This is a genomic window from Ralstonia sp. ASV6, assembly GCF_016429285.1.
Lineage (GTDB): Bacteria > Pseudomonadota > Gammaproteobacteria > Burkholderiales > Burkholderiaceae > Ralstonia > Ralstonia flaminis.
The window spans coordinates 1-13888 of the sequence record NZ_JAELUI010000143.1 but is presented as its reverse complement, the minus strand read 5'-3'; the positions used below and the strand labels follow the sequence as shown (position 1 = coordinate 13888).

Annotated in this window: 13 protein-coding genes and 1 pseudogene; 9 read left to right on the top strand and 5 right to left on the bottom strand. The window is 64.9% G+C overall.

Going from position 1 to position 13888, the window contains the following annotated elements:
• Positions 1–693 (bottom strand): phosphate ABC transporter substrate-binding protein PstS (gene pstS / locus JHD73_RS22495; protein WP_199032406.1); only part of this gene is annotated, 693 nt, incomplete at its 3' end.
• A gap of 264 nt (positions 694–957) precedes the next feature.
• Here pstS and JHD73_RS22490 point away from each other — a divergent pair.
• The 3 genes from JHD73_RS22490 to JHD73_RS22480 are packed head-to-tail and all read left to right on the top strand — an operon-like array spanning position 958 to position 2487.
• On the top strand, positions 958–1281 hold the full coding sequence (locus tag JHD73_RS22490; protein WP_199032405.1) for a helix-turn-helix transcriptional regulator: 324 nt from the start codon (positions 958–960) through the stop codon (positions 1279–1281).
• A 13-nt stretch (positions 1282–1294) separates the two neighbouring features.
• On the top strand, positions 1295–1789 hold the full coding sequence (locus JHD73_RS22485) for an arsenate reductase ArsC (RefSeq protein ID WP_199032404.1): 495 nt from the start codon (positions 1295–1297) through the stop codon (positions 1787–1789).
• A gap of 5 nt (positions 1790–1794) precedes the next feature.
• Positions 1795–2487, top strand: a complete 693-nt coding sequence (locus JHD73_RS22480) for an MIP/aquaporin family protein (RefSeq protein ID WP_199032403.1) — start codon at positions 1795–1797, stop codon at positions 2485–2487.
• Positions 2488–2499: 12 nt separating this feature from the next.
• Here JHD73_RS22480 and gstA read toward each other — a convergent pair whose 3' ends face one another.
• Entirely contained in the window at positions 2500–3105 is a 606-nt protein-coding gene (gstA, locus tag JHD73_RS22475; protein ID WP_199032407.1) for a glutathione transferase GstA, read from the bottom strand.
• A 117-nt stretch (positions 3106–3222) separates the two neighbouring features.
• Here gstA and JHD73_RS22470 point away from each other — a divergent pair, with 117 nt between their 5' ends.
• A complete protein-coding gene (locus JHD73_RS22470) occupies positions 3223–4104 on the top strand; it encodes a LysR family transcriptional regulator (protein WP_199032402.1) in 882 nt (293 codons plus the stop codon).
• Between the two features lie 10 nt (positions 4105–4114).
• Here JHD73_RS22470 and JHD73_RS22465 read toward each other — a convergent pair whose 3' ends face one another.
• From JHD73_RS22465 to JHD73_RS22455, 3 genes are all read right to left on the bottom strand, one after another.
• A complete protein-coding gene (locus JHD73_RS22465) occupies positions 4115–4600 on the bottom strand; it encodes a hypothetical protein (protein ID WP_199032401.1) in 486 nt (161 codons plus the stop codon).
• Between the two features lie 89 nt (positions 4601–4689).
• A complete protein-coding gene (locus tag JHD73_RS22460) occupies positions 4690–5637 on the bottom strand; it encodes a sterol desaturase family protein (protein ID WP_233177112.1) in 948 nt (315 codons plus the stop codon).
• Between the two features lie 97 nt (positions 5638–5734).
• Complete coding sequence (locus tag JHD73_RS22455; protein ID WP_199032400.1) at positions 5735–6172, bottom strand: hypothetical protein; 438 nt, start codon at positions 6170–6172, stop codon at positions 5735–5737.
• A gap of 283 nt (positions 6173–6455) precedes the next feature.
• On the opposite strand from JHD73_RS22455, the gene JHD73_RS22450 reads away from it, so the two are divergent.
• The 5 genes and pseudogenes from JHD73_RS22450 to JHD73_RS22430 form a co-directional block, all read left to right on the top strand.
• Complete coding sequence (locus JHD73_RS22450) at positions 6456–8258, top strand: methyl-accepting chemotaxis protein (protein ID WP_199032399.1); 1803 nt, start codon at positions 6456–6458, stop codon at positions 8256–8258.
• A 125-nt stretch (positions 8259–8383) separates the two neighbouring features.
• Positions 8384–8857: a cupin domain-containing protein gene (locus JHD73_RS22445; RefSeq protein ID WP_199032398.1), complete on the top strand. Its 474-nt coding sequence runs from the start codon at positions 8384–8386 to the stop codon at positions 8855–8857.
• A gap of 82 nt (positions 8858–8939) precedes the next feature.
• Positions 8940–10034 carry a uroporphyrinogen decarboxylase gene (gene hemE, locus JHD73_RS22440; RefSeq protein ID WP_199032397.1) on the top strand — a complete coding sequence of 365 codons (1095 nt, stop codon included), beginning with the start codon at positions 8940–8942 and terminating at the stop codon, positions 10032–10034.
• Between the two features lie 585 nt (positions 10035–10619).
• Positions 10620–12938, top strand: a complete 2319-nt coding sequence (locus JHD73_RS22435; RefSeq protein ID WP_199032396.1) for a primosomal protein N' — start codon at positions 10620–10622, stop codon at positions 12936–12938.
• A 191-nt stretch (positions 12939–13129) separates the two neighbouring features.
• Positions 13130–13888, top strand: a pseudogene (locus JHD73_RS22430) (trifunctional transcriptional regulator/proline dehydrogenase/L-glutamate gamma-semialdehyde dehydrogenase); the annotation flags it as partial.

The window sequence follows — 13888 nt, the reverse complement described above, 5'->3', positions numbered from 1 at the left end:
GCGCAACTGCACGGCGTTCAGGTCGTTGTCGAGGACATAGTTGTAGTCGACATAGCCGATGGCGCCGGGGGTGGCCTGCACAGCCTTGACCACGTCACCGCTGCCCTTGGCGCCGATGGTGTCAGCCGGCCAGGCGATCGTCGACTTGGTGCCGTAGGTGGTCTTCCAGTCGGGGCTGACGGCGCTCAGGTAATCGGTGAAGTGGTACGTGGTGCCCGAGCCATCGGCACGCACCACGAGGCGGATCTTCAGTTTGGGCAGCGCCATGCCGGGGTTCAGCGTGCGCAGCTCGGGCGCGTCCCAGCTATCGATCTTGCCGAGGAAGATATGGGCCAGCACTTCGCCCGTCAGCTTGAGCTGGCCGCGCGCCACGCCCGGCACGTTGATGAACGGCACCGCGCCCGTCACCACGGACGGCACGCACACCAGCCCCGCCTTGGCCGCATCGGCCGAAGACAGGGGCACGTCTGACGCACCGAAATCCACCGAACCCGCGCGGATACGCTTGATGCCTTCGCCCGAGCCCACGGCATCGTAGCTGAGCGTGATGCCCGACGACGCGGCATACCCCGCCGACCAGACACGATAGACCGGTGCGGCGGCGGTCGATCCCGCTCCACGAACCTCAGCGCGAGCGAGAGCGGGTAAGCCTGCGGCGACAACGGCCAGGGCCAGAACAGCGTGCTTGAACATGGGAAGACCTGCGGACAGCGAAGGGCGAAACCCGAAATTGTAGCGATGCACGCGTGACAACGCGGCATGCCGCGCTGATAGAGCCCATCTACAACAAGGCGATGTGTTGTAAGACGTTCCGCAAACGTTGGGCAGAGTAGGGGGGGCTCCTGCATGGCAGATGGCGACAGACAGGCCCTGTGGGAGCCATGTGGTGAGGGCGCTTTCCAACGTACTACCGAGGTCAAGGTTGTTTGGATTCCATATTTCCACTATATTGGAAATATGGAAGAAGACATCGTTATCCGCTCCCTGGCCGCGCTTGCGCACAATTTGCGTCTGCGCGTGTTCCGCATGCTCGTAGTCGCTGGGCCCGAGGGGCTGACGCCGGGTGCCATTGCCGAGCAACTCGACGTGCCGGGCGCCACGCTGTCGTTTCATCTGAAGGAGCTGATGCACGCACAGCTCGTGACGCAGGAGCGCGACGGCCGCAACCTGATCTATCGGGCCGCGTTTGCTCACATGAGCGCGCTGCTCGGCTTCCTGACCGAGAACTGCTGCCAGGGCGAGGCCTGCCTCGACACCACGCCCACTGCCTGCAAATGTTGAAGCCTGCCTGTCGATGACCACCAACGTCTTGATCCTCTGCACCCACAACTCCGCGCGCAGCGTACTGGGCGAGGGCATGCTGAATCACTGGGCACGCATGCTGAACAAAGATGTGCGCGCCTATAGCGCGGGCAGTGCGCCAAGCGGCCGCGTCAACCCATTCGCGCTGGAAGCACTCGCCAACGCGGGGGTGGATACGGTGGGCTATCGCAGCAAGAGCTGGGATGAGTTTGTCGCCGAGGGCGCGCCGCAGATGCGCGTCGTCATTACCGTGTGCGACAGCGCCGCCGCCGAGCAATGCCCGTACTGGCCCGGCAGCCCGGTCAAGGTGCATTGGGGCTATGCGGACCCATCCAACGCGCCGGGCGGTGATGAGGGCAAGCGCCACGCTTTCGAGATGACGCGCCAGGCCATCGGCTACCGCATGCTGCAACTGCTGATGCTGCCGCTCGACACGCTGAGCAACACCGAGCTGCAGGCCTACCTCGACTGCATCTCGCAAAGCTGATCGCCATGGCTGACCTGCGAACCCGCCTGCTTGCCGAAGCATTGGGAACGGCGCTGCTGCTGGCCGTCGTGATCGGCTCGGGCATCATGGCCGAGCGGCTGGCTGGCGGGAACGTGGCGATTGCGCTGCTGGCCAACACGGCCGCCACGGTAGGCGGTCTTTACGTGCTGATCGAGGTGTTCGGCCCGACGAGCGGCGCGTATTTCAATCCGGCAGTCAGTGCGGTGATGGTGGTGCAAGGTGAGTTGCCCCTGACTGACTTGGTGCCGTACGTGATCGCGCAACTCGTTGGCGCCGTGCTGGGCGCATGGCTGGCGCACGCGATGTTTGATCTCTCGCTCATCCAGTTCTCGACCAAGCTGCGCAGCGGCCCCGGCCAATGGATGGCCGAAGCCGTGGCGACAGCCGGTTTGCTGCTGGTCATCCTGCGCGCGCCGCAGGGTAAGGCGTCTGCCATGGTGGCTGCCTACATCGGCGCCGCCTACTGGTTCACGGCGTCAACTTCGTTTGCCAATCCGGCCGCGGCGTTCGGGCGGATGTTCAGCAACGGCTTTGCCGGTATCGCGCCATCGAGCGTGCCGGGCTTCATTGCCGCTGAATGCATCGGTGCAATCATCGGGCTGGCGCTGCACCGTGCATTGCAGCCGCGCACGGTGCCAAGCGCACAGCCCAGCGCGATGGAACGCTCAGGTGACTGAGCTGCGCGCCATTTACTTCACCAGCCCTTCCACCTTCATCGCCTCCTGCACCGCGGCCCGTGCCCCCACACGCGCCATGTACGCCTGCACATTCGGATACGCGCCCATCGGCAGCGCCAGGAAGTTCGCCCAGTTCAGCACCGTGAAGGCATAGGCATCGGCCATGCTGTAGTCCTCCGCCAGATACGGCTGCTTGGCCAGACGGGCATCCAGTTCAGCAAGGCGCTTGGCCAGCTTGTCTTTGGCGCCTTGGCGCGTGACGTCGGGCGTGTCCTTGTACCAGAGCGGGCCGAAGCCCTTGTGCAGCTCGGTGCTGACAAAGGTCAGCCATTCGATTACCGCCAGACGGCGTGCGCTGCCGGCCTTGCCGATGAACGCCTGGGTCGGGTCGAGATCAGCCACGTATTGCAGCAGCGCGGCGGCTTCGGTGTGGCGTGAGCCGTCAGCCAGCTCCAGCAGCGGCACGTAGCCGCGTGGGGAGATCGTGTAGAAATCCGTGCCGTCGGCGGTGAGGTGCTTGGTCAGGTCGACCGAGGTCACGTCAAACTTGGCGCCCACTTCACGCAGGGCGATGTGCACGGCCAGCGAGCATGCGCCGGCGGAGTAATAGAGCTTCATGATCGTTTTCTCATCCATCAGGTTGGGAGGCTGCCGACTGCGATGGAATGCCAGCGGCAGCGGTGTCGACACTGTAGGATTGCGTGCACGCTAATGAAATAAGCGATAGAGAAAACCATGCATGCAGAAACGCAATACAGGTTGAGCGCCGCCGATCTGGAAGTCGTGCTGGCGATGGCGCGTACCGGCACGCTGGCGGCGGCGGGCGATCGGCTGGGCGTGGATGCGTCCACCGTGTTCCGATCGTTGCAGCGCATTGAGCGGGGGCTTGGGCAATCGCTGTTTGCGCGCTCACGCACGGGGTATCTGGCCAACGATCTGGCGCAGTCATTGGCCGAGCGAGCGGAGCAGGTGGAGGCCGCGCTGGAGGATGCACGCTCTGCCGTGCACGCCGCGCCGGATCAGGTGTCGGGCACGGTGCGCATCACCACCACCGACACCATCCTGGTCGGCCTGGTGGCGCCCGCGTTGCAGGCGTTGCAGGCCCAGCACCCGAACCTGACCTATGACCTGCGCGTGAGCAACGAGCTGGCGAGTCTGACTCGGCGCGATGCCGACATCGCCGTGCGCGCCACCCGCCGCCCGCCGCAGCATCTGGTCGGCAAGCACCTGGGGTCGATTCGCGTGGGGCTGTATGCGGGGCGCGATCGCGGCATCACCTATGCCGATGTGGAGGCGGGCCGTGCGCCGTGGATCGCCATCGACGATGCGATTCCGGAGCACCCCTCGGTGGCTTGGCGCAAGCGGCACTTCCCGAAGGTAGTGCCCACGTATTTCGTCAACAGCCTGCAGATCGCGGCTGAAATGGTGGCGATGGGGTCGGGCATCGCCATCCTGCCGGTGGTGATGGCGCAGGCGCGCAGCGATCTGGTGCTGCTGCGCGATTTGCGGGACGCAAACCAGTCAGAGCTATGGCTGCTGACGCATCCGGAGTCGCGCCATCTGCGGCGGATTGCGACGGTGTACGGGCACCTCGCGCAGGTGCTGCGTATGCCGTGAGCGGTGCGACCTACTTAATGAAGAAAATGGTTTCGATCACGTCGTTGCTCAGTACGAAATCCGTCGTCGTCACGTCGTCAAAATAATACGTGTAGGTCGTCTTGTTGCCGAACATTCCGGTCTTGACGGGGTTCCCGAGCACTTTGGTGAGCGTGACGACATCGTCGCCGACATGGACGCCACCCACGCTGCCCTTGAACGGCGCATCTACGCGGTAGGTCGTGACGCGGTCCTTTTCAAAGAACACCCAAATGCCCTTCGTCTTGAGCCGCAACTGCTTTTTCTTGGGCAGGTTCGGGGCCAGTTGGTCCATCTGCTCGGGATCGAGCGAGGTGCCCAGCGCGCGCTTGACGTCATCGACCGAGTCGCCCAGCTTGACAGGCAGATCGGTGACCACCGGTGCGGCAAATGTGGTGACATGGCAGGCGAGCAGCAAGGTGGCAATGGCGGCCGCAGCAGTGGTATGGCGCCACGAGCGGCGAAGGGTGATCGGCATGGTGTGAGTGAACGGTGGGGATGATGAATGCAGCGCTTGAGGCTAGCAGAAACCACCCTGGGGTGCCTCGGGGGCTGAAGGAGGGGGTGTCACGAAGACGCAACGGCCCGCTCGCCTGGCCCAGAAGAGGTGCTTGGCAGGAATCCTTCGGTAAGCGCGGCGCGGCGGCGCAGGTCCTCCGTGGTCTCACCATTGCCATCGGGCCGCCAGCCGGGCGGGCGGAACAGGTAGCCGAACACGTCGCGCGCTGAGCGGGCCGTCTTCAGGTCCTGCCACAACCCGCGCCACTGGCTGAACTCGATCGTCAGCAGGTTGTACGTGCGCATCGGGTGCACCAGACCGTAACGGCAGGGCACCTCTTTGCGCTCGGGAATGTAGGTGCCAAACAGGCGGTCGAAGATGATCAGTACGCCGCCGTAGTTGCCATCGAGGTATTCCAGGTTGGAGGCGTGATGCACGCGATGTGCCGACGGCGTGTTCAGGAACCACTCCAGCGGGCCGAGGCGGGGGATCCACGTGGCGTGAATCCAGAACTGGTACAGCAGGTTCAGCGACAGCAGCATCAGCACGATGCGCGGCGGCATGCCCAGCAGCGGCGCCAGCGAGAAGAAGAGCAGGGTGCCGGTCAGCTTGCCCGTCCAGCCGAAGCGGTAGGCGGCCGACAGGTTCAGATCATTGGGCGAGTGGTGGACGGCGTGGGTGCACCAGAACCAGCGCACGCGGTGCGCGGCGCGGTGGTACCAGTAGTAGCAGAACTCCTGGCCGAGAAAGCAGGCGGCCCAGCCGGTCCAGTTGTCCATTGGCAGGGTCCACAGGCGGTGCTGGTAGACCCAGTCCAGGCCGTGCAACCAGAACGCCATCGGTACCAGCCAGCGTAGTGGGTACTCGCGTACCAGGAAATCGACCACCGACACAGCGGCGGCTTTCCAGTCGTAGTTGCTCCAGCCGCGCAGGAGCGACAGCGCAAGCGCCTCGGCCAGTGACGACACCAGCACGATCACGACGGCAATCTTCAGGATGGTGAACAGTACGGCCATCGCGTCAGGCTCCTGGCGCCATTGGGGACGCAGCGACGGTACTGCAACCGCAATGGCGCGGCAATTAGGGCTGACGGAAGCGTCTCTTACAACCCGTTCAGCGTGCCCAGGTGTTGTTCCGGTTATGCAGATAGATGTGCACGCCGCCGTTCCTGTCCTGCGCTACCCCCGCGCTGCCCCAGGGGTAGATGGTCATGGCGCCCGGGTCCTTGCCCAGCTTTTTGGCGATCCACTTGCGGTGGCGTTGTTCGGCTGCCGTGATGTCGTTGTAGCTGGCCGGCTGGACCAGCTCAAGGAACGTGCTCACCAGCGCGCCGGACTCAAAGCGCAGATTGATTGTTACCGGGGTGATGTCGTCCAGCACGGCGGCCGTGGCGAACTGACAGGGCACGGCCTTGCCTTCAACCAGCACCGGCCGCCGCGGTCCGACAACGAAACGCGCGGGCAGGGCATCCGGCAGCGCTTGCGGGGTCAGGCAAAAGCCGCCCAAGGTGATTTCACCCGTGGCGGGGTCGATATGGATGACGTCATTCATGCGGTTCGTGGAGAGAGCGTGCAGGCTCGGCATCGTTTTGCCGATGTGCCTGGGCAAGGACGGGAGGATCGAGCAGGTTGTCCGGCGAGTTGTCTCGTTATAGCAGCCGCCCCCTCGGATGGGCGGCCTGGGTGCCCTCAAGTTCGCGCACACCGTGCCGTAGCTTGCTCAGTGGCCCTCGACCGCCGGAAGGACTAGGCGTTCTGCAGGGCGCAACGGTAGCACCGAGCGCTGTATGCAGCACGCAGTCTGATTCACGCAGGACATTCCACCTAGAAGAATCATGATCTCCTCTCTTCGGACCCGCATTCTCCTCATCTCGTCGGCCACCGTGATCGGCGCTCTGGCGCTGTCTGGCGCCGCCACGTACTCCATCGTGCGCAGCAATACGATGGAATCCATCGACCAGAACCTCGCGGCCATCGCCAGCGGCAACACGCTCGCCATCGACAAGTGGGTCGCCGCCAAGGCCCAGGCTGTGAAGGCAACCGCCGAGGTGGTCGAGCACGGCGACCCGCAGGGCTTTGGCAAGCACATGGGTAACGCCAACGGCTTCCCGATCATCACCATCGGCTGGACCGACAAGACGTTCTTCTCCACCAGTTCCACTACGCCCAAGGACTACGACCCGACGGTGCGGCCCTGGTACAAGCAGGCCATTGAAGCCGGCAAGCTGACCGTCACCAAGCCCTACGGCGATGTGTCGACCGGTGTGCAGTACGTGTCGTTTGCCGCGCCGCTGGTGCACAACGGTGAAACGACCGGTGCCATCTCGGGTGCTGTGCCGCTTGATGGCGTGCGCGAGGTGGTGGCTGCTGTTCATCCGACGCCGTCCAGCCTCGCCTTCGTGGTTGCCAAGGACGGCCAGGTGATCGCCCACCCCGACGCCAAGCTGATGCTCAAGCCGGTGACTGACGTGGCCGCTTCGCTCAACGCCGATGCGCTGGCAACCCTTGCCAAGGCCTCCGCCCCGCTCGAACTCGAACTCGCGGGTGCGCCCAAGCTGCTCAAGGCGCAGGCCGTGCAGGGCACCGACTGGTATCTGGTGATCGCCCTGGACAAGGCCGAGGCCACCGCCGGTTTGCGCAACGTTGTGAAAGCACTTGCCGTGGCCATGGTGCTGCTGACGCTGGCTGCCGTGGGGATCGCCGCATTCTTCACGTCGCAGTCGTTCCGCCGCCTGTCGCAGGTGCGCGATGCAATGGAGACGATCGGCTCTGGCGGTGGAGACCTGACGCACCGCCTGCCCGTGGTCGGCAATGACGAGGTCGCGCAGATCAGCGCGGCATTCAATACCTTCATCGACAAGATTGGCGAAGTGCTGCTGGAAGTGCGTGCCAGCGTCGACAGCATGAAGTCCGCCACCGGCGAGATCGAAATGGGTAACCGCGATCTTTCCAACCGCACCGAAGTCTCGGCCAGCAACCTGCAGGAAACCTCTGCTGCGCTGACCGAACTGACCACCAGCGTAAAAAACTCCGCCGATGCGGCCGTGCAGGCCACGCGCCTGGCGAGTGATGCCAGCGATGCCGCCACGCGTGGCGGCGAGGTGGTCTCCAGTGCCGTCAGCACGATGGACGAGATTGCCAAGTCCTCCGCACGCATCACCGAGATCATCGGCGTGATCGACAGCATTGCCTTCCAGACCAACATCCTGGCGCTCAACGCAGCCGTGGAAGCCGCCCGTGCCGGCGAGAACGGCCGCGGCTTTGCCGTGGTGGCCGGTGAGGTGCGCACGCTGGCGCAACGCAGCGCCACCGCAGCGCGCGAAATCAAGGACCTGATCCAGGCGTCCGAAGCCAGCGTGAAGACCGGCGCGCAGCGCGTGCAGGCTGCCGGCGCGACGATGCAGGAGATCGTGTCCGGCATCGAGCGTGTCGCCCGCATCATCGGCGAGATCGACGGTGCGATGCATGAGCAGAGCAGCGGCATCAGCCAGATCGACCGCAGCGTTGCCGAGATGGACCAGGCCACGCAGCAGAACGCGGCGCTGGTGGAGCAATCGACGGCTGCATCGGCGATGCTCAACGAACAGGCGCAGGGCCTGGCGCGCACGGTGGGGTTGTTCAAGCTGCGCATGGGCTGAGCCACCGCCTTGTCACGGCGCGCTCTCGGGAATCGCCCTAGGTCTCGGTGCCGGCGCGCCGGTGCGACAATCGCCGCGGATTGGTCACCGATTCGCCAAGCGTTGCCGCACTAAGAGGAGGCATCATGCATCGTCATCGTCCAGTTGCTGTCATGCGTGTGGCTGTCGCCGTTGCATGTGCCGGGTGCACCGGCGCTTTTGCGCAAGCTTCAGCACCTGCTGCAACGCCGGCACCGCCGCCGCTTACGCCACAGCTCATCAACATGGGCAGCATGACGGCGGAGGAGATTGGCCCCGTCATTGCCGAAATGGGCACGCTGCGCACCAAGACGCTGGTGAACGCCGCCAACGGCACCGTGGGCATTCAGGTGGGTACGGTCGCCAAGCACACGCATACGTATTCGGACGAGATTCAGTACGTCATGGCAGGCACGGCCACCGTTTGGCTCGACAACGCGCCACGTGAGGTGCGGGCGGGAGATTTGATCGTCATCCCGCGCGGAGTGGTGCATGGCACATTGACTACCAGCCCGGATTTCAAGTCCATGGCGATCAAGCTGCCGCCGCAGCGGGCGGGAGATACGCAAAAGGTACCCTGAGCTGTGCCGAGTATTGGCGTGGATCAGCCCGGGATAAAAACACCATCCCTTACAATGGCGCCCTCATAAAGAGTCCAACGCCATGTCCGCACCGCTCGCCAACGACACCTTCCTGCGCGCCCTGCGCCGCCAGCCCACCGACTACACGCCGCTGTGGCTGATGCGCCAGGCGGGCCGCTACCTGCCGGAGTACAACGCCACGCGCGCCCGCGCAGGCAGCTTCCTGGGCCTGGCCAAGTCGCCAGCGTATGCGACGGAAGTGACGCTGCAGCCGCTGGACCGCTATCCGCTGGACGCGGCCATTCTGTTCTCCGACATCCTGACCGTGCCCGACGCCATGGGCCTGGGACTGTCGTTCGCGCAGGGCGAAGGCCCGCGCTTTGCCAAACCGGTGCGCTCTGAAGCGGATGTGGCCGCACTGTCGGTGCCGGACATGTCGTCGCTGCAATACGTATTTGACGCCGTGGCGGAAATCCGCCGCGCACTCGTGCAGGACGGCCGCCAGCGTGTGCCGCTGATCGGTTTCTCGGGCAGCCCGTGGACGCTGGCCTGCTACATGGTCGAAGGCGGCGGCTCGGATGACTTCCGTACCGTCAAGTCGATGCTCTACGCGCGCCCGGACCTGATGCACCGCATCCTGGAGATCAACGCGCAGGCCGTGATTCAGTATCTGAACGCGCAGATCGAGGCCGGCGCCCAGGCCGTGATGGTGTTCGACACCTGGGGCGGCGCGCTGGCCGATGGCATCTACCACCAGTTCTCGCTGGCTTACATGCAGCGTGTGGTGGAAGGCATCCGCGCCGGGGCCGATGGCCAGCGCGTGCCGGTCATCCTGTTCACCAAGGGCGGCGGCCTGTGGTTGGAAGCCATGGCTGAAACCGGCGCCGACGCACTGGGCGTGGACTGGACGGTCAACCTGCAACTCGCCCGCCAGCGCACCGGCGGCCGTGTCGCCCTGCAGGGCAACCTGGACCCGACCGTGCTGTTTGCCGAGCCCGAGGCCATTCGCGCGCAAGTCCGCCGTGTGCTGGAAGACTACGCCGCCAGTGGCGACAGCGACGGCCACATCTTCAATCTGGGCCACGGCATTTCGCAGTTCACGCCGCCCGAGGCTGTCACGGTGCTGGTGGACGAGGTGCATGGCTTCAGTCGTGCACTGCGCAAAAAAGCCGCATAACAGCGGCATGCTGCAGTGCGATGGCGTTTGAATTGAGCCATCGCAGTGCGCGGAGCAGAGCCCATGGGTGAAACGCTCGCCGCTTTGGTGCAAAGAGGGTGAGCGTCTACTCGCATGCCTGGGCGCGCAGATTGGCCCCAAGGGGGTGTCAAGCGATTTATTTCGCGCACTTTGGTGCGTAACTTAACTGTCAAGACTTGACTTATGCACAAAGCTGTTGCGGCTGGTTTTTCTCGCGGCGCAACACAGTCGGGTTTGTGCGCCCATCGCATAAGTGTTTGATTTTTTTGAGGGAATGGCGAGTGCGACGAAATCGCGCAAGCCAGAAAAATGGCGGATTCATCGGCTTTCCAGGGCGCTGCGGACGACTTTTCAACAAAGTTATCCACAGCCTGTGTGGATAGACCGAAAAACCAGCCGCCGATCAGGGCGCCACTGCACAAACCTCAAGTGATACTTGAACATTGAACCAGACACGGCAATCACTGTGCGGGCAAGGTGAGACGGGCGCCGCGCTTTTGCTAGGTGCATGATGCGCCGCTGCACCGCAACAATTCCTTTGCAATTCAACCGTTTGCCTCTCGGATGACCACTGCACAAGCCGACACCGTGTTTCCCGATGCCGCGGCAGGCACCGAGACTGCGGCCGCCATTGCGCGGGTGGTCATCGACACGCCACTCGATGCCGTGTTCGATTACCGGTGTGCGCAGCCGGTGTTGCCGGGGCAACTGGTGGTCGTGCCGTTCGGCAACCGTCGCGTGGTGGCACTGGTGATGGAAACCGCCACCTCCACCGACGTGCCGCAAGACAAGCTGCGCGATGTGGAGCGCGTGCTCGATTGGGTGCCGCCGCTCAATGCCGAATGGTGCGCGCTGGCAGACTTTGCCGCCGGTTACTACCACCGCGCCCTGGGCGAAGTGACGTTGCCAGCGCTGCCGCCGCTGTGGCGCACGCCCGGCAGCTGGGACAACCTCGCGCGCCAAGCCACCGAAACCGTCTATGTGATGCAGGAGCCTGCATCGACCGTCGGCACCGCGTTGCTCGACAGCGTGCCCAAGCGCGCGACCGGCGCCATGCGGCTGGCCGAAGCGCTGACCGGCGACGGCGAGCTTTCCACCAGCGCCGCCGTCGCATTGCACGGGCAGGCGGTCGCCAAGCTGCGCGACTGGGCCGCCGTCGGCTGGCTGCGCTTAGAACAGCGGCCGAAGGCGCTGCTGCCGCAACCGCTGGAATTGCCGGTGCCCTCCGTCGCGCCGGCGCTGAATGGGGAGCAGGCGAGCGCCGTGGCTGCCATTGCACAGGGCGGGGCGAGCGGCACCTTCAGCCCGTTCCTGCTCTACGGCGTGACCGGCAGCGGCAAAACCGAGGTCTACCTGCACGCCATCGCCGATGCCCTGGCGCGCGACGCCAACGCGCAGGTGCTGATGCTGGTGCCCGAGATCAACCTGACGCCGCAACTGGAGGCGCGCATCGCCGCGCGTTTTCCCGGCGTGCCCATGGCCGCGCTGCATAGCGGCCTGGCCGAGCAGCCGCGCGCATTGAATTGGCTGGCTGCGCATCGCGGCGAGGCGCGCATCGTGCTCGGCACCCGGCTGGCAATGCTGGCATCGCTGCCCAACCTGGCGCTCATCCTCGTCGACGAGGAGCACGACACGTCCTACAAGCAGCAGGAGGGCCTGCGCTACTCCGCGCGTGATCTGGCGCTGTGGCGGGCCAAGCAGCGCAACATCCCCGTCGTGCTGGGCTCTGCCACGCCGTCGCTGGAAACGTGGTGGCGCACAGAGCAAGGCGCCACCACGCGCCTGACACTGTCCCAGCGCGCGCAGGCCGAGGCAGTGCTACCGCGTGTGTCGCTCATCGACCTGACGCTGGAGCGTCGCGCCGGGCGCGAAATCCGCGATGGACTGTCCAAGCCGCTGGTCGATGCGATTGCCGATCGCCTCGCACGCGGCGAGCAGAGCCTGCTGTTCCTCAACCGCCGGGGCTATGCGCCGGTGTTGTCGTGCGATGCGTGTGGATGGTTGTCGGGTTGCCCGCGCTGCTCGGCGTACCTGGTGCTGCACAAGCCGGAGCGGCGCCTGCGCTGCCACCACTGCGGTTACGAATCGCGCATCCCGCATCACTGTCCCGACTGCGGCAATGTCGATATCGCCCCGCTCGGGCGCGGCACGCAGCGCATCGAAGAGACATTGGGCGAGCTGTTCCCACAGGCACGCGTTGCCCGTATCGACGCCGATTCCACGCGTCGCAAGGGCAGCGCCGAGGCCCTGTTCGACACCGTGCACGAAGGCAGTGTCGACATCCTGATCGGCACACAGATGGTCGCCAAGGGGCACGACTTCCAGCGCGTAACGCTGGTGGGCGTGGTCGCGCCGGACCCATCGCTGTTCTCGCATGACTTTCGCGCCGGGGAGCACTTGTTTGCCTCGCTGATGCAGGTGGCGGGACGCGCGGGCCGCGCCGGGCTGGCGGGGGAGGTGCTGATCCAGACGCGCTATCCGGACGCCCCCGCGTTGCAGGCGCTGGTGCGGCACGACTATGGCGGCTTCGCGCGGCAGCTTTTGCGTGAGCGCAAGCAGGCGGGGTTGCCGCCGTTTGCGTACCAGGCGCTGCTGACCACCGAGCACAAGGAAGTGGCTCGGGCGCTGGAATTTCTGGCGGCCGCGCGGGCGTTGGGCGAAACCCTGGTCGCAGAACTGGGGGCGCCGGTGTTTCTGCATGATCCGGTGCCGATGACCATGGTGCGGTTGGCCAACCGCGAACGGGCGCAACTGCTGGTGGAATCGGCCTCTCGCGCCGCGCTGCAGAAGCTGTTGTCTGCGTGGACCGAGCGGTTTGGTGAGATTACGAAGACCGTGAAAGGCGTGCGGTGGCAGTTGGAGATCGATCCGCTGCGGATCTGACGCCAACACGCACCACCAAAGGCCGCCAACTGCCCTAAAATCAAGCACGCGTCACGTGCGGTTGCACCAAATCTACCCCCTTCGATGCAAGGGGTTTTACTAGGTTGCACCTTCGAATCCCCCGGGCGTATGATCCGCTCCGATTTGCCGGCCACAAGCTTTGGCAATGGCAGCTACGGATAGGAACCCACATGGCTACAACCACCCTCGGGGTCAAGCTGGACGATGCTTCGCGTGAACGCCTCAAGCGCGTCGCACAGTCCATTGACCGCACGCCGCATTGGCTGATCAAGCAGGCGATCTTCACGTATCTGGATCAAGTGGAGCGGGGGCAGCTGCCGAATGATGCAAACGGCCCGGCGGCGGATGGCCTCCCGTCCGCCGCCGCAGCCGTCTCGGACGTGCACGAGGGTGAGGAGCCCGCGGTGCAACCGTTCCTCGAATTCGCACAGAGCGTGCAACCGCAATCGGTGCTGCGCGCCGCCATCACCGCCGCGTATCGCCGGCCGGAAACCGAAGCCATTCCGATGCTGCTGGAGCAGGCCCGCCTGCCGGCCGCGCTCGCCTCGGAAGCCAAGCAGCTTGCACGTGATCTTGCCGGCAAGCTCCGTACGCAGAAGGTCGGCACCGGCCGTGAAGGGCTGGTGCAGGGCCTGATTCAAGAATTCTCCCTGTCGAGCCAGGAAGGCGTGGCGCTGATGTGCCTGGCCGAGGCGCTGCTGCGCATTCCGGACAAGGCCACGCGCGATGCACTCATCCGCGACAAGATCAGCAACGGCAACTGGCACTCGCACCTGGGCCAGAGCCCGTCGCTGTTCGTGAACGCCGCTACCTGGGGCCTGCTGCTGACGGGCAAGTTGGTCGCCACGCACAACGAAGCCGGGCTGTCGAAGGCGCTCACGCGCATCATCGGCAAGAGCGGCGAGCCGTTGATCCGCAAGGGCGTGGAC